This window comes from Lutibacter profundi, from assembly GCF_001543325.1.
Taxonomy (GTDB): Bacteria; Bacteroidota; Bacteroidia; order Flavobacteriales; family Flavobacteriaceae; genus Lutibacter; species Lutibacter profundi.
In genome coordinates, this window is record NZ_CP013355.1 from 1,698,357 (window position 1) to 1,720,938 (window position 22,582).

Genomic DNA, 22,582 nt, shown 5'->3' on the forward strand with positions numbered 1-22,582 from the left:
AAGCAATAAATATACCATATATAAATTTTAATTAAGAATTTTTACTACTTGCTTTTTTTTTCATTTTTTTTACTGATGGAGATGTTAAATAAAATAGGAAAAACCCTGAAAATATGGTTAATATCCCAAAAATTGAAAGAATTCGAAGAGCCCAATTGGTAATTTCATCTCTTGCTGAGTAATCCATCGTATGAAGCATCCACAAAAAATCAAATCGCCTCCAATTATTATTTCTAACACTTGTAATTTCTCCTAATTCTGGCGAAACATAAATAGTTGTTTTAGTAGGGTGATCAATAGTAAAAGCGTACACCGGAAGTGGTTTTTTTCTATATTCGTGATGTTTTCCAACATCATTTTGGGTTAAATATTCAGCTTTAATAATTGGAATTGGCTCTTTTAACTGTTGTTCAGCTATTTCAAGACATTCTTGAGCAGAAAATGGGGAGTGTAGTTTTCCTGTTTCAGTTATTAATTGTGTTTTTAAATGGTTTTTATTGTAATATTTAAACTGTGTTAATGGTTTTCCTAAAACTTCAATTAAATGAATAGAATGAATGGAGTCAATTTTTAAAGAATCAATTCCTTTTTGAATTTGAGAAAAATCAACATGTTTAACATGTTTTTTTTCTTGTTTCATCAATGTTTCACCATGAACATCATCCATATTATTCCAACTAAAATAGATACCTCCAAGTGTCCAAAATAAAAATTGAATGCCAATTATTACTCCTAAATAACGATGAATTTTTCGAGTATTATAATTAATGTTTTTTTTTAATTTCATAATTTATCTCTTAAATTTAGTTAGTAATTACTATAAAAAAACACAATATACATAGTTAATAACAAACATTCAAGCATTTTGTATTTTTAGAATTTCGAAAAATAAAAACTTAAAATCTTAATTATTTTACCCAACAATATTTACAATTTTACCAGGAACAACAATTACTTTTTTTGGAATACGCCCTTGTAATTGTGCTTGTGTTTTTTCATGAGCCATTACTGCTTTTTCAATTGCATCCCTATCCATATCCATAGGAAACTCTAACTTAAATCTCATTTTTCCATTAAATGAAATTGGATATTCTTTAGTGCTTTCTATCAAATATTCTGGGTTAAATATTGGGAAATCTACCGCCGAAATTGATTCTTCATAACCTAAATTTTTCCATAATTCTTCAGCAATATGAGGTGCATAAGGTTCAATAATTATAGCTAAAGGCTCTAAAATAGCTCTTTTGTTACATTTTAAAGCAGTCAATTCATTAACAGCAATCATAAATGTAGAAACAGATGTATTGAATGAAAAATTTACAATATCTTCTTCTACTTTTTTTATGGTTTTGTGTAAGGTTTTTAGTTCTTCCTTTGTTGGCGGTTCATTTGAAACAATAAATTCTTCATTTTTAAAATATAACTTCCATAATTTTTTTAAGAAGCTATACACCCCTGAAATACCCGATGTTTTCCAAGGTTTAGACTGCTCTAAAGGCCCTAAAAACATTTCAAATAAACGCAAACTATCTGCTCCATATTCCTCACAAATTTGATCTGGATTTACAACATTGTATTTTGATTTCGACATTTTTTCAATCTCACGACCAACAATATATTTATCATCTTCTAAAATAAATTCAGCATTGCTAAATTCAGGTCTCCATTTTTTAAAAGCATCAATATCCAATTCATCAGATGCATTTACAAGGGAAACATCTACATGGATAGGTGTAAAATTAGACCATTTACTGTTATTTTTAGCTTCTAAAATTTTAGTTTGCTTTAATAAATCTGATGGATCTACTTTTACATTTTCACCTTCTTTCTCAATAATTTTTCTTTCTTTAATTATGTTATCCATTAAGTTTTTACTAACAAAAATGGTTTTTTTAGCCATTTCTGACCTATTTCCATCTCCAAACTCCCATCGATAAACAAAAGCACTGGTTCCTGTTATCATTCCTTGGTTAATCAGTTTTTTAGCATATTCATCAACAGGTAATATTCCTTTATCAAATAAGAATTTTTGCCAAAAACGAGAGTATAATAAATGACCTGTTGCATGTTCACTTCCTCCTATATACAAATCAACATCTTGCCAATAATTTACGGCTTCTTTACTTACAAATTCCTTAGGGTTATTAGCATCCATGTATCTATTAAAATAAGATGAACTTCCTGCCCAACCCGGCATCGTATTTAATTCTAATGGAAAAATGGTTGTATTATCAATTTTACTATTCTCTACCACTTTATTTTTTGAAGTATCCCAAGCCCAAACAGTTGCATTTCCAAGTGGTGGTTTTCCATCTTCAGTAGGTAAGTATTTTTCTACTTCAGGTAAAACAATTGGTAAATATTGTGTAGCAATCATTTGAGGTAATCCATTTTTGTAATACACAGGAAAAGGTTCTCCCCAATAACGTTGACGACTAAAAACAGCATCTCTTAAACGGTAATTTATTTTTCCAAAACCTAAGCCACGTTGTTCAATTTCATAAATAATACGTTTCATCGCTTTTTTATAGGGCAATCCATTTAAAAAATCTGAATTTGTAATTATTGAATTCTCTTTATCTGTATTTGCTTCTATAGAAATATCAACATTTTCAAAAATATTTGGTATTGGTATATTAAAATGTTTTGCAAAATTGTAATCTCGTTGATCTCCACAGGGAACAGACATTACAGCTCCGGTTCCATAACCTGCCAACACAAAATCTCCAATCCAAATTTGTAATTTTTCTCCTGTAAATGGATGTTTTGCATATGCTCCTGTAAAAACTCCTGATATTGTTTTTACATCTGCCATACGCTCCAGTTCACTTCTCTTTGCTGTAGCCTTAATATAAGCTTCAACCTTTTCTTTTTGGTTTTCTGTTGTTATTTTAGAAACCAATTCATGCTCAGGAGCCAATGTCATAAAACTTACACCAAAAATTGTGTCAGGCCGTGTTGTAAAAACATCAATACTTTCCTCATGTCCATCAACTTTAAAAGTAACCATAGCTCCTTCAGAGCGTCCAATCCAATTAGTTTGAGAGTCCTTTAATGGCTGTGGCCAATCTATTTTCTTTAAACCATCTAACAAACGTTGTGCATACGCCGTAATTCTCATACTCCATTGCTTCATTTTTTTTCTAACAACAGTATGACCTCCTCTTTCTGAGACTCCATTTACAATTTCATCATTGGCTAAAACTGTTCCTAAAGCTGGACACCAATTAACTTCAGTTTCAGACAAATAAGTTAATCTATATTTTAATAAAATTTGCTGTTGTTCTTGTTCAGAATAATTATTCCAATCTTCTTTTGTGAAAATTTCAATATCATCATCGCTAGCTGCATTTATATTTTTATTTCCTTCAGAAGAAAAAATAGTAACTAAGCTTTCAATGTCTTCAGCTTTATCGCTAGTTTTATTGTACCAAGAATTAAATAATAACTTAAAAATCCATTGTGTCCATTTGTAATAATTAGGGTCTGATGTACGTATTTCTCGAGACCAGTCAAATGAAAATCCAATTTTATCTAGTTGCCTTCTATACGTTTTAATATTGGCTTCTGTTGTAATGGATGGATGTTGTCCTGTTTGAATAGCGTATTGCTCGGCGGGCAATCCAAATGAATCATAACCTTGCGGATGTAGCACATTAAACCCTTTATGACGTTTATAACGCGCATAAATATCTGAGGCTATGTAACCTAACGGATGACCAACATGTAAACCCGCTCCTGATGGGTATGGAAACATATCTAACACATAAAATTTTGGCTTATTTGAATTGTTTTCAGCTTTAAACGTTTGGTTATCTGCCCAATATTGTTGCCAATTTGTTTCTATATCTCTAAAATTGTATTCCATACCTTGTTATTCGTTTTTAAAAGCGCAAAGTTACATTTTAAATAGAAAACTATAAAGTCTATTTAGCTTGTATTTAAAGTAATTATATTTTGTAACTTAGACGTGAATCATTTAATACTTAACAAGCAATGGCCAAAGAAATTGGTTTGGTACTTTCAGGTGGTGGAGTAAGGGCAATTGCTCACATTGGACTTATAAAGGTATTACTTGAAAACAATATTATTCCCATTGAAGTATCAGGAACAAGTGGTGGTGCATTAGTAGCTGCTTTATATGCTGCTGGATATAATCCAAGTGAAATGATTGATTTTTTTGTTCAAACTCCATTGTTAAAATTATCGCTCTACGCTCTTAATAAACCAGGAATTATGGATAGTGACAAATATACCTTGTTTTTTAAAAAATTCTTTCCTGAAGACTCTTTTGAGAGCTTAAAATACCCTTTAACAGTAACTGCAACTAATTTACTTAGTGGTAATTTAGATTATTTTAATAAGGGAGAACTTATAAAACCTTTAATTGCCTCTTCGGCATTACCTCCTGTATTTTCACCTATTGAAATAAATGGTAATTTATATTCTGACGGAGGTATATTAAATAATTTCCCCATTGAACCCTTACAAAATAAGTTTAAATACATTATTGGAAGTTTTGTAAATCCTATTTCCACTGTAGAAAAGTCTGAAATTAATTCTTCATTAAAACTTTTATATCGGGTTTTTCATATTGGTTTAGATGTCAATAATTTTAAAAAATTTAGTCAATGTAATTATGTGTTTTCACCTACTGATATAAATAAAGTTGGCGTATTAGATTCAAAAGCTATACATAAAGCTTTTCAGTTTGGTTATGAGCATGCTAACCGTGAAATTTATGAAATTGTCAAATCTTTAGCTTAAGTTATTTTTTTAGTATTACCAAAAGGTAAAATACAATTAATTAATTTCTACATAATTTGTAATTTCGGCTTTTTTAAAACCTAAAACTTGAACAAAAAAAATTATAAAGCACATTTGGCTTTATTGGGTGCCAATATTATTTATGGAATAAATCATATTGTTGCAAAAGGCATAATGCCAAACAAAATTGGCCCTTCAGCTTTTATTTTTTTAAGAATATTAGGTGCAGGGCTATTATTCTGGATTATAAAGTCATTTATTAAAGAGAAAATACATAAAAAAGATTTCAAGTTATTAGCAATTAGCGGTTTGCTTGGCGTAGCTATTAATCAGTTACTTTTTTTTCACGGTTTAAATTTAACATCACCTATTGACGCTTCTATTATAATAACTGCCGTACCTGTTATGGTACTAATTTTTGGTGTATTTATTTTAAAGGAAAAATTAACTTCATATAAAATAGCGGGTATTATTATTGGTGGCATTGGAGCTGTTTTACTAATTGCTTACGGAAGTAAATCTGGAGGAACAAGTTCTATTTTAGGCAATATCTATATTTTTCTAAACGCTATGTCTTATGCATTGTATTTGGTATTGATAAAACCACTTATGAAAAAATATAAGCCTTTAACCGTAATAAGTTGGGTGTTTTTATTTGGCTTTTTATTTATGCTTCCTTTTGGTTTACCCGATGTAATTAAAACCAATTTTTATGCTTTTACATTAAATACATATTTAACTGTTGCTTTTGTTGTTATTGGTACAACTTTTTTAACCTATTTACTAAATATTTATGCACTAACAAAAGTATCTCCTTCGGTTAATGGAAGTTATATTTATTTACAACCTGTAATTAGTTTTCTTATGGTTAGCTTTTATGCTTATATTTTAGGTTATAATGAATATGCCAGAGATATTAATTTAATTAAAATATTAAGCTGTTTTATGGTAATAATTGGTGTTTCTTTAATTAGTAAAAAGGTGAATAAAATATAACTTTTAAATTGTTGTTATTAACAGCCTATTTTATTTAATACCCTTGCTTTATTTTCCTGCGGAAGTAAACAATAATAAATAAAATTATTAACAGGAGTTGAAATTCCTAATTCATTTCCCATTTTTACAATTTTTCCGTTTTGTGCTTCCAATTCAGAAGGCTTTCCTTCCATCATATCTCGTTGCAAGGATGAAGTTGTATTATAAGGTTGATTTTCAATTAATTTAAATTGTTTTTTTATAATATCATCTGGTAAATTAATTTTTTTAGCCTTGGCAATAGTTACAATTTCCTCAGCCGTTTTATACATTAAATCTTTTATTTCAGGTAAACAAATCATTTCTCCAATTGAAGCTCTTGTTAGGGCTCCAATGGCGCTAATTGTTGAAATAAATAAAAATTTAGTCCATATTTCTTTTTGAATATCCATTGTTAATTTGGTGGTGATTCCTGCTCTTTTAAATGTTTGTTCTAATTGTAATGCTCTTTTAGATTTTATATTATTTAGCTCTCCAAATACAATAGTTGGTTCATAAGAAATATGATTGACAATTCCGTAATCCTCAATTTTACTAACTATTTTGCACAACCCTCCTAAGATATGTTTTTTGTCAATTTTTTTTGATATAACCGCTACATTATCAATACCGTTTAGTAATGAAATTATCATTGTATTTTTAGCTAAAACATTTTCAATTTCATTTACAGCCTCGTTCAATTGCCAAGTTTTAACACATATTAAAATTAAATCAATGTTTTTGACTTCTGAAATAGCTGAAGTAGCTTTAGCTGGATACACTAAAAAATCTCCTTTATAACTTTTAAGTTGTAGTCCTTTTTTTTTAATTACACTTAAATGTTCTCCTCTAGCTATAAATGTAACGTCATTTCCTGCCTGAACTAATCTAGCTCCAAAATATCCGCCAACTCCACCAGTTCCATAAATTACTATATTCATTCTTTTGTTTTTATATCCAAAAATAGCATTTTATGATTTGAGTCAAAAAAATATTACTTAATTTGATTATTTTGATTCATATTTTGGATTAAATTAATATGAATATTTTTTTTGGCTAAATTTAAATATTATGCTATCTCAAACTGAAGAAAATTATTTAAAAACTATATACTGTATTGGATTATCAAATTCGAAAAATGTAAATACATTTATAATTAACCTGTAGTGCATTTGGATGTTTTGGGAGTTCTTGACGGATTCTTTAAACCTTCAAAACCTAGTTTTATCGAACCTATTTATTAACTTATAAGCTGTTAATATTGAGATTTTAAAATTCATACATAATCCTGTAATGGTATATTTTCCTATTCTACATCCACAAATAAATTTAATTTTTTGCTCCATAGTTGTTGTTTCTTTCTAAGTCATAATAATTTTAGTTTAGTTTTTAAATTACTCCACAACTTTTAGTGCTGATCCAAACTACACCTCTTTAACTTTGTGAAACCTGTCCTATTATCATACCTAAATAACACCTAAGTGCTGAATATCAATTAGGTATGTTTTAAGGACGTAAATAGGTAAAACTAGAGGTTTCAATGCTAAAAAATCAACAAAATTATAATCAACCTTAGCCTTATATTTATAGGAAGTCAAGGAAGCGATTAGGAACCTTATTTTCTCAACTTCCAATCTCTTTATGATTAAAGAAAATTACGCTAAATATTTTCAAGGTTTTAAAACTAGAATACTATTTAAATTAACATCATTAACAATTATTCAATACAATAATAGGTTTGTTTTTGATAGAAATATAAACAATTTAAAAATCAATTTTATAAAGTTATACAACGGATTCTTTTATTTATATTTGCTTAATTTATCTAGTTGAATCATTAGACTGAAACAACCAAAGACTGAAAACAAATAGAAATTCAATTATTAATTAAAAGTCATAAAATGAAGAAAACAAATCTATTATTTAAAATTACATCTTTACTAGTATTTACTGCATTATTGTTTAATAGTTGTGATAAAGATGATGGTGCTAATGATACAACCATGAGAGTATCTTTAAAAATGAATACAACAATTACACCCACCGCTAAATCAATAGCGGTTAATACTCTTGTGTTTAATTCAGGTTCTGTAATAATTAGAGAAATTGTATTTGATGGCGAAAGAGTATCTGGTAGTGGTACAGTATCTGAATCCATTACGCATGAGCAGATTTCTACAATTAATTTGGCAACTGGTGTTGCAAGCCCTTCTGTTGAAGTAACAATTCCTTTTGGTGAATATACTGATGTTAATTTAGGAATTGAAATTTATGACGAAGTTGACGCTCCATCGGTAATTGCCGAAGGAATTTACATCAATGATTCAGGAACAGAAATACCTGTTAGGTTTGAATTTAATTCAGGTGAAGTATTTGAAGTAGATGCGGAAGCTCACACATTTACTGAAGGTTCTACTGCTATTGCAGAAATTAATTTTAGCCCTGCTATTTGGTTCTCAACTATTTCAGGGGCAATGTTAGATGATGCAATACAGGTTGAAGGAGTTATACTTATTAATGAGAGTACAAATAGCACAATTTTTGACATTGTTGCTGACAAATTAGACAATGCTACACAAGGCATATTTAATTAAAATTTCAAATACATAATAGAAAAATAGGCTGTTGAAAAATAATTTGACAGCCCTTTTTTTTACAACACACTTAATGCTTATAAGAAAAAAAGATTAAGCAAAAGTATTTAAATATGCGATTAGGTTTTTCAAATTGCCTATCAAAGGCAAAACAACCTTTACTTTGTATTCACTTAAATTTAGTTATATTAAAAATAGAACCAAAGGAAAGGCCTTAGGTTTTTCAAATAAACACAAAATCAACAATTGATTATACCTGTTGTTGACCATAATTTTTTATCCAACATTTACATTGAAGAAATAACCAACTAAAGCTGTCAACCCCATTGCCACAGTTCCCCAGAAAGTAATTCGGGTTATTGCTTTCCAAATACTCGAACCACCAGCTCTAGCTGCAAATGCTCCTAATATTATTAGAAAAAATAGTGCAAAACCGTATAGAGAATATTCCATACTTTTCAAAGGAAGAAATAATGTAACTAAAAACGGAAGTAACCCTCCTACTGTAAAGGCTGCACCAGAAGCAAATGCAGCTTGCATAGGTTTAGCTTGGCTAATCTCATTAATTCCTAATTCGTCTCTAATATGTGTTCCTAACGCATCGTGATCTGTTAGCTCTTTAGCTACTGTTAAGGCCGTTTCTTTTTTCAGGCCTCTTTTTTCATAAATTTCTGCTAGTCTTTGTAATTCAATTTCGGGCATTTCATCTAGTTCTTGTTTTTCACGTTCAATGTCAGCTTTTTCCATATCAGTTTGTGAACTTACAGAAACATATTCTCCAGCTGCCATTGATAAAGCACCAGCAACTAGCCCAGCTAATGTTGCCAAAATAACAGGTTCTCGCATATCGCTCGCAGCAGCAACTCCAATTGCAATACTTGCCGTTGATAAAATTCCATCATTAGCTCCAAGGACAGCAGCTCTTAACCAATTACTTCGATGTATGTAATGATTATCTAAATAATTGTCTAATTCGTCTGTTTTTTCTACCATCTATTCTGTTTATTCAAATTACACGTAAAATATGATAAATAGATTGATATTGCAACTCTTGGTTTTATGGGAAGTTTATTATTATGACTTTAGATGTAGGTTTAAGTTATATTAACACTTACAATCTGTATCACATTTCCCTTTCTTTTTTGATTTGAAAAAATATTTTTTAACCAAAAATACAATTGCAACTCCTAAGGCTATATATACTAAAATTTCTTGCATTAATTTAAAATATTAAAAGCTATAGTTGATGTAACATAAGCCAATACACCCATACCTACTAACTGCAAAACTGGCCATTTCCAACTGTTAGTTTCTCTTTTTACTATTGCTAAAGTACTTATACATTGCATAGCAAATGCATAAAACAACAATAAAGAAATTCCTGTTGGAAAATTAAATCGCTTTTCACCTGTTTCTGGATTTATCTCAGCAGCCATACGCTCTTTAATTGTCCCAACATTTTCATCACTTTCAACATTATAAATTGTAGCCAAAGCACCTACAAAAACTTCACGTGCTGCAAATGAGCTAATTAATGCTATTCCTATTTTCCAATCGTACCCCATTGGTTTAATAATAGGTTCAATTGACTTACCCATATATCCAATATAAGAGTGTTCTAATTTATAGGAGGCTACTTTTTTTTGAAGGGCCACTTTAGATAGGTTAGAATTTTCTATTTGAGCTGATACCATTTCCTCTGCCTTTTTAAACGATGAAGGACCATTAGAAGCTAAAAACCATAATATAATTGAAATTGCCAAAATAATTTTCCCTGCTCCAAAAACAAAAGCTTTTGTTTTTTCAACAACTTCATAAAAAATATTTTTTAATGATGGTATTTTAAAATTTGGCATTTCAATCACAAAAAAACTTTTACTTTTAATTTTTAATACATTATGCAACAAAATTGCCGACAAAATTGCAGCTGTAAACCCCAACAAATACAAAGCCATCATAGTTAAACCTTGTAAATTTAAAAAACCAAATACTCGCTTATTGGGAATTATTAATGAAATTAATATTGCATATACTGGTAAACGTGCCGAACATGTTGTAAATGGAATTACTAAAATGGTAATTAATCTTTCTTTCCAGTTGCTAATATTTCTTGAAGCCATTATTGCAGGTATAGCACAGGCTGTACCTGATATAAGCGGTATAACACTTTTACCACTCATTCCAAATCTTCGCATTATTTTATCCATTAAAAAAACAACCCGACTCATATATCCTGTTTCCTCCAATACAGAAATAAATGTAAATAAAATAGCAATTTGAGGAATAAATATAACCACTCCTCCAATACCCGGAATAACACCTTCAGCAATTAAACTCGTAAAAACTCCTGCTGGGAGAACCGATTTCACCCACAAACTTAAATTTGCAAATGTTCTATCAATAAAATCCATTGGATAGCTAGCCCAATCAAAAATACCTTGAAAAATAAATAATAGTATTAAAGCAAAAATAATATATCCAAAAAATTTATGCGTTAATACTCTATCTAATACTCCTCTTAAATCAGTTGCTTTAGATTTATCAACCTTAAAATTTTCTTTCAATATATCATTAATAATTTGATATCTTAAAATTGTTTCTTTGTGTTGATAGCGCTTTATACAATCTAAATCTTCTCTAAATTTTAGAACTATTTTTTTTTGTTCCTTATTTAGGAAATGAAATTCAATATTCTGAGTAATTAATAACCATGATTTGTACGTTGAAAATTCTTTAAAGGCGTCTTTTAAATTACTGAAATACTCTTTATCAATTCTCTTTGATATTTGACCTATAGGCTTATTATCAAGTTTTTTATAATTTAATATTGCTAACTTTAATTGCTCAATACCTATTTTTTTTCTAGCACTTGTTAAAACAATTTTAGTATGAAGTTTTTCCTCTAATTGTTGTACGTCAATACTAATACCTTTGCGTTTCATTTGGTCAATCATATTGATAACCAAAATTGCAGGTATTTGTAAATCTTTTATTTGAGTGAATAGAAGAAGGTTTCTTTTTATGTTTTCAATATCGATTATTACTACAACTACGTCAGGAAAACTATCTCCGCTTTCATTTAATAAAGTATCAAGTACAATGGTTTCATCCATAGAGGTAGGATTGATACTGTATGTTCCTGGCAAATCGGTAATTTCAGCTTTAATACTACTATCTAACTTACATATACCCTGCTTTTTTTCAACGGTAATCCCTGGGTAGTTTCCTACTTTCTGCTTTAAACCCGTAAGTTGGTTAAATAATGATGTTTTACCTGTGTTTGGATTTCCTATTAAAGCAACTTTTATAACCTCGTCATTACTCATTATTTTGCTAATACAACTGTTATTTTTTCTGCAGTTTCTTTTCTTATAGCCAAATAGCTACCATTAACTTTAATATATAAAGGGTCTTTCATGGGGGCTTTTTGAATTAATTTCACCTCTTTCCCTGGTAAACAACCCATTTCTAATAATTTTAATGGAATATTTTCTAAGCAGAGCTTTTCAATAACGCCTGTATCTCCAACCTCTAAATCTGCAATAGTTCCAATCATTATTAAGACTAATTATAAATAATAGGCAAATATACTAAATTAGAATCATTCTAAACAATGATAATTATCATTAATCTTTAAATTCGTTTTTTAATATTTTAATGTCGGCTATTAAACGTTGCATATCTTTGGAGTCTGTACCATCATAAAATCCACGTATTTGCTTTTTTTTATCAACCAAAATAAAATTTTCAGTATGAATAAAATCTTGTACTCCTCCATCTCCTTCATCTAAAACGGCAAAATAACTTTTACGTGCCAGCTCATAAATATGTTTTTTATCACCTGTAGTAATATTCCATTTAGCATCTATAACTCCTTTTCTGTTTGCATACTCTCTCAAAATTGGAATACTATCCATTTCAGGTGTTACTGAAAGTGATAAAAACTTAATATCATTATCATTTTTAAAAACTTCTTGTAATTTTCCAATATTATTTGTCATAATAGGGCAAATTGTTTGACAACGTGTAAAAAAGAAATCTGCTACATAAATTTTATCCTTATAATCTTCTTGTGTAATGGTATCTCCGTTTTGATTTATCAACTTAAAATTGGCTACTTTATGATTTCTACGAATATGAATCATACTTTCATCAACTAATTTCGGGTTAACATCAGCAGGGTTATAAATAGGTAATTTTTTTTCGGGTGTTAATAAAGAATAAATTAAATAAATCATAACAACTGACAAGAAGGCCATGATAACCAACACTGGAATTGATTTTTTGAAAAAACTTGAATTCATTTTTTGTCTAAATTTAAAATACAAATTTAGTACAATTCGCAATCATAGCTATCTATCTTTTTTAAAACTTTGTTAAAACTATTAGTTACAGTATTTTCAGTTTTAAAACTGTATTTAAAACCGTACATTTGTGCGATTTTATTTTTGAAAGTATATATGGAGATAGTTATAAAGGCATCACAGTTTATTTTAAGTTTATCTTTTTTGATAGTATTGCACGAATTAGGGCATTTTATTCCTGCAAAATTATTTAAAACACGTGTAGAAAAATTTTATTTATTTTTTGATTATAAATTTTCTCTTTTTAAAAAGAAAATTGGAGAAACTGAATATGGTATTGGATGGATTCCTTTGGGAGGTTATGTGAAAATTTCGGGAATGATTGATGAAAGTATGGACACTGAACAAATGAAACAGCCTGCTAAGCCTTGGGAATTTAGATCAAAGCCAGCCTGGCAGAGATTAATTATCATGTTAGGAGGTGTTATTGTGAATTTTATCTTAGGAATCTTAATTTATATTATGATTACCTTTGTTTGGGGTGTTGATTTTATAAAACCAAATGATGTAAAAGAAGGGTTTACTGTTCATGAATCATTCAAACAATATGGATTTAAAGATGGTGATAAGATTACTAAATTTAACGGTGTTGAACCTTCTAATGTTACAGATGTAAATAAACATTTATTTTTAAGAGGAATTACTTCGTTGGAAGTTTTACATACAGATGGAACAAAAGAAACAATAAGTATTCCTGAAAATATTGGGGAAATTATGTGGGAAAAGGGTATTATGCAACCATTTGAAGTAAGAATACCTCCTGTTATTGATACTGTTATTGTGAATTCTCCAGCCGAAAAAGCAGGGCTTTTGAAAAATGATAAAATCTTAGCTGTAAATAATACACCTGTTTTTTATTGGAACGACTTTACTAAAATAATTGTGAATTCAGAAAATGAAATTAATATTACATTAGAAAGAGATGGTGTAACTAAAAATATCTCTCTTAGGGCTGGGAAAGATAAAAAAATTGGAGTTGCTCCAAATAGAGCTAGTGTTGTTCATGTTCAACACAAAAATTATTCATTTTTAGAGAGTATCCCAAAAGGAAACTCAATTGCTATTTGGACTTTAAAAGATTATATTACACAATTTAAGTACGTATTTACTAAAAAAGGAGCAACAAGTATTGGTGGTTTTATTGCTATTGGAAGCATTTTCCCTGCTACTTGGAGTTGGCAAGCATTTTGGAGTATTACAGCATTTTTATCTATAATGCTTGGATTTATGAATTTACTACCAATACCAGCATTAGATGGTGGGCATGTAATGTTTACTTTATACGAAATAATTACCGGTAGAAAACCAAACGATAAGTTTTTAGAATATGCCCAAATTGCTGGGTTTATACTTTTAATAGCGTTACTTATTTTAGCAAATGGAAATGATGTTGTAAAACTATTTTCATAAAAATTGAAAGAGGCTGTCTGAAAAGCAATTATACTTGTCATTTTGAACAAAGTGAAAAATCTCAACATCTTGATATATAAGTATTTAATTTCAAGAAGATTCTTCATTTACATTCAGAATGACACTTTTTAGACAGCCTCTTTATTTTGTCTTATCCTTTTGGTTTATCCCTGCTCATTTCTAACATGTCAATGTTTACAGCCTCCACTCTCAACAAGTATTTACTAAAGTAATCTGCTTTTAACCAAAAAAAATATTCAGTCATTTTTCCATAACCATGGCGTTGCCCTGGCATTAACATAAAATCAAAACGTTTGTTTGCTTTTATTAAAGCATCTGCCATTCTAATCGTTGAGCCTGGATGCACGTTATTATCAACATCACCTGTAACAAGCAACAAGTGTCCTTTTAAGTTATTCGCTAATTCTTGATTAACATCTATCTTGTATTTATAAGAAATTTCACCTTCTTCATCCATTTCTTCTTTTACACCATGATGTGTTTCACTCCACCAGCTATTGTATATGGTATTATCATGATTTCCAGATGAAGAAACTGCAACTTTAAAAAAATCAGGATAAACTAGCATTGCTGCTGTTGACATAAACCCTCCTCCTGAATGTCCAAATATCCCAACTTTGTTAATATCTATAAATGGAAACTTATCAGCTAATTGTTCTGCAACATATTTTTTATCAGCCAACCCATAGTCTCTTAAATTTCCATACCCATAATTATGATACCATTTGGAACGATTTGGGTGCCCACCACGATTTCCAAGCGTTACAACAACAAAACCAATTTGTGCCAAGCGATCTGTTCTATTCATTCTTATTGAAAATGATTTAGCTACAGCTTCAGTTTGTGGTCCTGGATACACATATTCAATTAAAGGATACACTTTTGTAGCATCAAAATCATACGGCTTATACATCACACCATAAATATCGGTAATTCCATCATCTGCTTTCATTTTAAATGGTTCTGGAAACTTGTAACCTGTTGTAAACAATTGAGATAAATCGGCTGTTTCTAAATGCATTACAACATTTCCTTTGTTATCTCTTAATTCAGATTTTGGTATTGTGTTAACTCTTGAATAACTACTTACAAAGTATTTATTAGAATCAGACATGCTAATGCTTGTATTATAATCGCCTACATTTATACTTCGTAAACCCGTTCCATTTAAATTAATACGATACAAGTGAGCATAATAAGGATCCTGACTTTTATTAACTCCATTAGCTGTAAAATACAAAATACGTTCTTTTTCGTCAATATTAATAAAGTCATCAACATGGTAAGAACCTTGAGTAATTTGTTTTTTAAAATTCCCTTTAGTGTCATATAAGTAAAAATGTGCCCAACCATCACGCTCAGACCAATGCAACATTTCTTGTTCATTATTAAATAACACTAAATTTTTTGACTCAATATAAGTGTTAAAACGTTCTTTTATTAAAATTGTAACGTCACCTGTATTGATATCTGCAACACAAATATCTAATTTTTTACGATCTCTACTAATGGTATTGAAATAGATTTTATTTTTTTTAGAAAGCAACAATGCAGGTTTAAATTTATTATCTAGATTAGCCTTCTTTATAGGTGCTCTATATACAGAAATACTTTGTTGTTTAATTGTATCTAATTTAACTTTTACAACACCTTTGGAAGGAATATCAAAAACCTGTAATTCGTTTTTATAATATTCTTGTTCTCCTGGCATATGATATTTATACGTCTCAAGTGTTGGTCTTTTCTTAGAAACAGAATTTATTACCCACAAATCTTTAATATTTCTTAGATCTCTTTTTTGAAAAACAAATTTTTTAGAATCACGTGACCAAATTCCCCAAATTGTTTTTCTATCATCTTTTTTTTCTTCCTTTGTTTCATTATTTTCTCCTCTTGACTCTCCTCCATAACCAAAATTCTCTACACCGTCTTTAGTCCATTGATGTTCTATAATTGTTGTGTCTTTCTCATCTTTCACCGCTTTTAAAAAATTTTCTTTATTCATCCAATATAAATTGTAATTTTTAGAATACAATACTATTGAACTATCTGGTGCAATATTTGCCCATTTTTTAATATTCTTTTCTTCTTTCTTATTGTCAATTACTGTTAATTTATTATCTCCTAATCTGTATTCAAAGTGATACACTTTCTTCTCCATTTTAGGTTTTTTATTTACTTTTTTTACTGTTTCTGTTGAATCTATTTTTACTTCTTCTTCACTTTCTTCAACAACCTCAACTTCTTCAGTAGCCGTTATTCTAAAACGTATGGCTGTTTCATTCTTAACAAACTCAAATTTAAATTTTGGTAAATGTTTGGCATCGTATGGGTCTTTTGTTATTTCAGTTAACCATTTTGCCATTTTTTCATTATTAAAAAGTAAAGTTTTAACTTTTTTATCAGCATCTACTAAATAATAATTTGAACCTTCGGTAGTTTTATATTGATACCAAAAACGGTTACTATTTTTTAACCAATGTGGTTTAACTGTGGTTGAATGTACTAATTTTGCTAAATTTTCAGGTGAATATTTTGCTGCTAATCTATAATTTGGAACTGGTATTTCTTTAGATAATTGCTCATTTACATAGCGTTGCGAAAAAACAGATGTTGAACTTATGATTAGCAAGAGTAAAAGTATTATTTTTCTCATAATTATGGTAGTTGTTAAAAGATTTAACTATAAATTTCATTAAATCTATTTACATAACAAACCGTATTATAATACTTTATTATTATTTTAACAGTTGAACAAAAAAAAACCTCGTAAAAACGAGGTTTCAATAAATATTATCTATTAAAATTAATCTGCAAGTACAATTACTTTATTTTCTTTCATTTCAATAGTACCACTTTTTATTTGTAGCGTAAATTCATCTTTATCATTTGTAAATTTATCTTCAAATTCTTCTTCTATTTTAATATTGTTCCCTTTAAATTTTATAGCACCCTCAACAAGTAAGGATACAATTGGAGCATGGTTATTTAACATTTGAAATTCACCATTAATACCTGGAACTGATACCAATTCAACATCAGTATGTAGCAAGGTCGCTTCAGGTGTTACTATTTCTAAAATCATCTTTTAATATTGTATATTATACTAAACTTCTGCTAACATTTTTTCTCCTGCATCAATTGCATCTTGAATTGATCCTCTAAGATTAAATGCAGCTTCTGGATATTTATCTAACTCACCATCTAAAATCATGTTAAACCCTTTAATGGTATCTTTAATGTCAACTAACACACCAGGTATTCCTGTAAATTGCTCTGCAACATGGAAAGGTTGTGATAAAAACCGTTGTACTCTACGCGCTCTATGAACTGCTATTTTATCTTCTTCAGATAATTCTTCCATTCCTAGAATAGCAATAATATCTTGTAATTCTTTATAGTGTTGTAATAGTTCCTTAACGCGTTGTGCACAATTATAGTGTTCATCTCCTAATATATCAGCCGTTAAAATTCTTGAAGTAGAATCTAGTGGGTCTACCGCAGGGTAAATACCTAGTTCTGCAATTTTACGAGATAATACAGTTGTTGCATCTAAATGTGCAAATGTTGTTGCTGGCGCAGGATCTGTTAAATCATCTGCAGGTACATAAACTGCTTGCACAGATGTAATTGAACCATTTTTTGTTGAAGTGATACGTTCTTGCATGGCTCCCATCTCAGTTGCAAGAGTTGGTTGATAACCTACTGCAGATGGCATACGTCCTAATAATGCAGATACTTCTGAACCTGCTTGTGTGAAACGGAAAATATTATCAACAAAAAATAATACATCTTTCCCTTGTCCCTCTCCAGCACCATCACGAAAATACTCAGCAATTGTTAATCCTGATAACGCAACTCGAGCACGAGCTCCAGGAGGCTCATTCATTTGTCCAAAAACAAAGGTTGCTTTAGATTCTCTCATTCCAGCTTTATCAACTTTTGATAAATCCCATCCTCCTTCTTCCATTGAATGCATAAAATCATCACCATATTTTATAATACCAGATTCTAACATTTCTCTTAAAAGGTCATTCCCTTCTCGTGTTCTTTCTCCAACACCTGCAAATACAGATAAACCACCATGACCCTTTGCTATATTATTAATCAATTCCATTAATAATACTGTTTTACCTACACCGGCACCACCAAATAACCCAATTTTACCACCTTTTGCATAAGGTTCAATTAAGTCAATTACTTTAATTCCAGTATATAAAACTTCTGTAGAAGTAGATAAATCTTCAAATTTTGGAGGCTGCCTATGAATAGGTAATCCATTTTTACCATCTTTAGGTAAATTTCCTAATCCATCAATAGCGTCTCCAATTACATTAAATAAACGGCCGTAAATATCATTTCCAACAGGCATTTGAATTGCGGTACCTTTAGAAACCACTTCGGTTCCTCTGCTCAATCCGTCTGTTGAATCCATTGATATTGTTCTAACAGTGTCTTCTCCAATATGAGATTGTACTTCTAATACTAATAAAGAACCATCCTCTCTTGTAATTTCTAATGAATCATACAATTTTGGGAGTTCATTCTCTGATTCAAATTCAACATCAATAACTGGACCTATAATTTGTGCAACTTTACCTGTAACTTTTGCCATTACTTTAACTATTTATTTTTTAGATATTTAACCTTTTTAGCCTAATCTTAATTTTAAAGGGGCAAAGATAGTTTTTTGATTTTATTTTTAAAAATTTTTATGCCTTTTTTAAAAAAAGAAACGCTCTAAAAATTTAGAACGTTTCTTAATTATATTATTTATTATTTATTATGGATTAATTGTCCAAGACAAATAATATTGTGAACCAATACTTCCAACACCTGGTGCGCTAATATATTCTTTCCCTCCAATATTAGCACCTCCTATTTTAAATGTAGATTTAAAAGAAGGAACTGAATAACTAACTTGTGCATCAACTACTGTTCTAGCATCAACCATAGTATCTACAAATGATGATTGCCATAAGTATTCATCACTCCATCTTAAATTAACCATAAATCCAAGATTTTCGGTAACATTTGAACTTCCAAAAGATACTTTCACTTTATTTTCTGGTGTATTAAATCCAGCTTCGTAATCAGGATCTGTAGTTTGGTCAAAATCAAGTTTTGCATAAGTATAGTTTATTCCAAAACTATAATTACCAAACACCTTAGTTGTTAAACCAAAAGTTGCTCCATAAGATGCTATATCTGCAGCTGAATTTGTGTAAATTTGAAATGGTTTATAATCTCCATTTCCTAAAGCTATTAAAGCGTTTGGTAATTGAACAACTGGATGTATGTCAGAGAAATCTGCCTGTCCATAATAAGGTACTAAAACTGTTTTATTTCCAATAAAATCTTGATATTGATTGTAATAAGCACTCATGTCTAATGCCAATTTCCCAAAACCAGCTCTATACCCAACTTCAAAAGCTGTTACCCTTTCAGGTTGTACAAAATCAAAATTGGCTTTTTCAGGTGCTCCTGCTAATACAGAAGATAAAGAAAATGCATTTTCATAAGCGGCTCTTCCTGATAATTGAACTGACGCTGGAAAACCTAAGAATTGACCTGTTCCACTAACTGCTTGTGGTGCGCTTGTATATCTATCTAAGTTATCTGGTGCGGAACCAATTAAAATAGCTCTACCTGCATCTAAACCAATATATTGGTCTTGTGTTGTTGGATTTCTAAAACCTGTTTGAATAGAAGCTCTTAAATTACGTGTTTTCCCTTCTCCTAAAGAATAAGAAACGGAAAGCCTTGGTGAATAGTTTCCATCAAAATTTTTGGCCTTATCATAACGTATAGAACCTGTAAATTTAAGTCTATCGTCAACAAATTTCTTTTGTACTTGCATATAAGCACCATACTCATTGTAATTAATTGGCCCATCGTAATCTGTAAAAATAGTACCACTAGAGTTAAGTGAATATTGTCTCCATGACCCACCTACTTGAACATCTGCAAAATCAATAATATCTCTAAAATTATAATTTGCATCTCCGTGATAGATTTTTGTTCTATCTTGAAACTTAGCTCCTGTAGCCAAATTAGGATCAGAAGTAACCTGATCTAAAGCATTGCTAAAAGCTGGTGTTCCAGGAACCAAAGCTCCTGTTTGAGCAAATGCTCTTGCTTGTTGGTGAATTGCATTAGGATCTGGTGTTCCTCCTGCTAAAATTGTTCCAACATAGGTTTGAACATAAGCTCCAGCATATTCTGTAAACCATTGCCTGTCTGATTTCCACTTTCTATTTAAATTAATTGCTGCAAAACGGCTATCATAAGAATCTCCTGCATCCTCATCGGTAATATATCCTCTAACAAAGAAGTTATCCCCTTTAACTTCCAACTTGTGTTGTTGCATGAAGAAATTTTTGATAGAATATCTGTTTGCTCCTTGATAAATAGTACTTCCTTGTCCAAATTTGGCATTGTAGCTTATTTCAACATTATTATCAAACGGTCTATAGTTTAAAGAAACATCAACTTTAGCACTTTGAGCTACATAATCCATTAAATCTACCTCTTTATAACCTGTTCTTGAAACAGTTGTAGCCCCCATAGTTGAAGCTATAAATGCAGGAACACCATTAGCAAGTGCTATTTCTTCAAAGTTTAACGATGTAGAAACTTCATCTCCATAAATATTTAACCCATCATAATTTGGATCATCTCTTGTTGCTCCAGGATTTGCATAATCTTTATAATCCGTCGCGTACCAATCAGTACCTCTAAGAAATGAGAATGATGCTTTTGCTGCAAATTTATCACTAAATTTATGTGCCATTCTAATTCCAACATCTGTAAAATTATTATCTCCTGCAGCTTTTTGTGATGTAAGTCCTGTTTTTATGTAAGTACTAATCCCTTCTGAATCAAATGGGTTTTTACTCGTCATAAATAAAATACCATTGAATGCATTTGCTCCGTATAAAGCAGAAGAAGCCCCTGGTAGTAATTCTATAGAGTTTATATCTAACTCAGACATTCCTAATAAATTTCCTAAATTAAAGTTTAATGCCGGAGATGAATTATCCATCCCGTCAACTAATTGCATAAAACGTGTATTTGCAAAAGTTGCAAATCCCCTTGTATTTATAGATTTAAAAGTTAAACTATTTGTATTTACATCAACTCCTTTTAAATTTTCTAAACCATCGTAAAAGCTTGGTGAAGATGTATTTCTGATAGCTCTAACATCCATATGTTCAATAGAAACAGGTGATTCTAAAATACGTTCTGGTGTTCTCGAAGCTGATACAATAACTTCGTTTAATGCTGTTGCGGCTTCTTCAAGTGAAACAATAACTTTTTGGTTATTTTGAGTGATTTCAACTTTTGTTGTCGAAAACCCCATAAGAGATACTGCTATCGTAAAAGGAGGATTTTGATTTACCGTTAATGAAAAGTTTCCATCAAAATCGGTTGTAGTCCCAATAGATTTCCCTACTACTTTTATATTTGCTCCCGGTATTGGTTGCTCAGTTTTTGCTTCTTTAACAGTACCAGAAATTGTGGTTTGAGCCACCATTACCGATCCTACTAAAAACACAAAAATAACACTTAATAATTTTTTCATAATATCCTATATAGTATTGATTAACATAACCGCAAAATACAAATTTTTTCCAATTCCAATTAAATAATGACATAAAAAAAAGCGTATAATACATTTATACACTTTTTATTTTGAGAATATGATAATTATCAGTCGGTTACAAAGTTCCAGATTTGCCCAATGGTTTGGCCTCCTTTATCATCTTTTACTACCACTTTCCAATAGTAATTGGTAGAAGCTGTTAAACTTACATTTAAGCTATTTGTAGTTAAATTTGAAGACTCCATTGTCACAGGAGGGTTAACCGTATCAAAATAAACATCGTATGTTAAGGTATCTGAAGTATCAACGTCACTTGCAGTCCATTGTAATGTTGTAGTTGTGCCTGTTTCTGTTGTATTTAAACTTGGTGATACCAGTACTGGTGAAAATGGCAAGTAATTTGAAACACCATTACCCTCTGTATAGAATTGGTTCGTACTTGAGTAATCACTTGATAAATTTTTACTATCTGTAGCCCTTACTCTCCAATAATAAGCAATCCCTTTTTCTAAAGAAAGTGTTCTTAGTGTATTAGTTTCAGATACCGTATGTACTATTTGTGTAAAATTAGCATCTGTTGCTACCTGTACCTGATAAGTAATAGTATCTCCCTCAGGATCTGTTGCGGCATTCCAATTAAAATCCAACACATTATTAATACACAATAAATTATTTGTTGGATAAACCAATGTAGGTGTTGTTGGTGCTTTGTTTGCAGGAGGTGGTGGAGGTGGTGTATCTCCTCCGCTTCCGCCACAAGACCATAAAACTGTACCTAATACAAGTGTGAATATAAATTTTTTCAT

16 protein-coding genes and 1 pseudogene are annotated in these 22,582 nt (G+C 30.2%); 5 read left to right on the forward strand and 12 right to left on the reverse strand.

The genetic code is table 11. The features are described from left to right. Positions 1 to 31 precede the first annotated feature (31 nt). Together Lupro_RS07585 and Lupro_RS07590 are read right to left on the reverse strand one after the other, a co-directional pair. Positions 32 to 787: a PepSY domain-containing protein gene (locus tag Lupro_RS07585; protein ID WP_068208180.1), complete on the reverse strand. Its 756-nt coding sequence runs from the start codon at positions 785 to 787 to the stop codon at positions 32 to 34. A 126-nt stretch (positions 788 to 913) separates the two neighbouring features. After that, positions 914 to 3,868, reverse strand: a complete 2,955-nt coding sequence (locus Lupro_RS07590; RefSeq protein WP_068208183.1) for a leucine--tRNA ligase — start codon at positions 3,866 to 3,868, stop codon at positions 914 to 916. A 128-nt stretch (positions 3,869 to 3,996) separates the two neighbouring features. Between Lupro_RS07590 and Lupro_RS07595 the strand changes: the two genes are divergently transcribed. Further along, the gene (locus Lupro_RS07595) at positions 3,997 to 4,767 is read left to right on the forward strand and encodes a patatin-like phospholipase family protein (RefSeq protein ID WP_068208187.1); all 771 of its coding nucleotides are present in this window, start codon (positions 3,997 to 3,999) and stop codon (positions 4,765 to 4,767) included. Positions 4,768 to 4,854: 87 nt separating this feature from the next. Beyond that, positions 4,855 to 5,763 carry a DMT family transporter gene (locus Lupro_RS07600; protein WP_068208190.1) on the forward strand — a complete coding sequence of 303 codons (909 nt, stop codon included), beginning with the start codon at positions 4,855 to 4,857 and terminating at the stop codon, positions 5,761 to 5,763. Positions 5,764 to 5,780: 17 nt separating this feature from the next. On the opposite strand, the gene Lupro_RS07605 is transcribed toward Lupro_RS07600, so the two are convergent. Then, positions 5,781 to 6,722: a ketopantoate reductase family protein gene (locus Lupro_RS07605; protein WP_068208194.1), complete on the reverse strand. Its 942-nt coding sequence runs from the start codon at positions 6,720 to 6,722 to the stop codon at positions 5,781 to 5,783. Positions 6,723 to 7,303: 581 nt separating this feature from the next. Here Lupro_RS07605 and Lupro_RS13700 point away from each other — a divergent pair. Both Lupro_RS13700 and Lupro_RS07615 read left to right on the forward strand, forming a co-directional pair. Continuing rightward, a pseudogene (locus Lupro_RS13700) lies at positions 7,304 to 7,614 on the forward strand (hypothetical protein); the annotation flags it as partial. Between the two features lie 68 nt (positions 7,615 to 7,682). After that, on the forward strand, positions 7,683 to 8,375 hold the full coding sequence (locus Lupro_RS07615; protein ID WP_068208200.1) for a hypothetical protein: 693 nt from the start codon (positions 7,683 to 7,685) through the stop codon (positions 8,373 to 8,375). A gap of 276 nt (positions 8,376 to 8,651) precedes the next feature. Here Lupro_RS07615 and Lupro_RS07620 read toward each other — a convergent pair whose 3' ends face one another. The 4 genes from Lupro_RS07620 to Lupro_RS07635 form a co-directional block, all read right to left on the reverse strand. Then, positions 8,652 to 9,368: a VIT1/CCC1 transporter family protein gene (locus Lupro_RS07620; protein WP_068208203.1), complete on the reverse strand. Its 717-nt coding sequence runs from the start codon at positions 9,366 to 9,368 to the stop codon at positions 8,652 to 8,654. 224 nt (positions 9,369 to 9,592) lie between these two features. Further along, a complete protein-coding gene (gene feoB / locus Lupro_RS07625; protein WP_068208205.1) occupies positions 9,593 to 11,701 on the reverse strand; it encodes a ferrous iron transport protein B in 2,109 nt (702 codons plus the stop codon). Then, positions 11,701 to 11,931, reverse strand: coding sequence for a FeoA family protein (locus tag Lupro_RS07630; protein WP_068208208.1), 231 nt, complete (start codon positions 11,929 to 11,931; stop codon positions 11,701 to 11,703). The genes feoB and Lupro_RS07630 overlap by 1 nt, the downstream gene beginning before the upstream one ends. 70 nt (positions 11,932 to 12,001) lie before the next feature. Then, entirely contained in the window at positions 12,002 to 12,679 is a 678-nt protein-coding gene (locus tag Lupro_RS07635; RefSeq protein WP_068208211.1) for an SCO family protein, read from the reverse strand. Positions 12,680 to 12,835: 156 nt separating this feature from the next. Between Lupro_RS07635 and rseP the strand changes: the two genes are divergently transcribed. Further along, the gene (rseP, locus tag Lupro_RS07640; protein WP_068208214.1) at positions 12,836 to 14,149 is read left to right on the forward strand and encodes an RIP metalloprotease RseP; all 1,314 of its coding nucleotides are present in this window, start codon (positions 12,836 to 12,838) and stop codon (positions 14,147 to 14,149) included. Between the two features lie 151 nt (positions 14,150 to 14,300). On the opposite strand, the gene Lupro_RS07645 is transcribed toward rseP, so the two are convergent. From Lupro_RS07645 to Lupro_RS07665, 5 genes are all read right to left on the reverse strand, one after another. Next, a complete protein-coding gene (locus Lupro_RS07645) occupies positions 14,301 to 16,826 on the reverse strand; it encodes a S9 family peptidase (RefSeq protein ID WP_068208217.1) in 2,526 nt (841 codons plus the stop codon). A 150-nt stretch (positions 16,827 to 16,976) separates the two neighbouring features. Beyond that, entirely contained in the window at positions 16,977 to 17,255 is a 279-nt protein-coding gene (locus tag Lupro_RS07650; protein WP_068208219.1) for a F0F1 ATP synthase subunit delta/epsilon, read from the reverse strand. A gap of 21 nt (positions 17,256 to 17,276) precedes the next feature. Next, positions 17,277 to 18,785, reverse strand: coding sequence for a F0F1 ATP synthase subunit beta (atpD, locus tag Lupro_RS07655; protein WP_068208222.1), 1,509 nt, complete (start codon positions 18,783 to 18,785; stop codon positions 17,277 to 17,279). Positions 18,786 to 18,953: 168 nt separating this feature from the next. After that, the gene (locus tag Lupro_RS07660) at positions 18,954 to 21,755 is read right to left on the reverse strand and encodes a TonB-dependent receptor (protein ID WP_179945740.1); all 2,802 of its coding nucleotides are present in this window, start codon (positions 21,753 to 21,755) and stop codon (positions 18,954 to 18,956) included. 128 nt (positions 21,756 to 21,883) lie between these two features. Then, positions 21,884 to 22,582, reverse strand: a complete 699-nt coding sequence (locus tag Lupro_RS07665; RefSeq protein WP_068208228.1) for a fibronectin type III domain-containing protein — start codon at positions 22,580 to 22,582, stop codon at positions 21,884 to 21,886.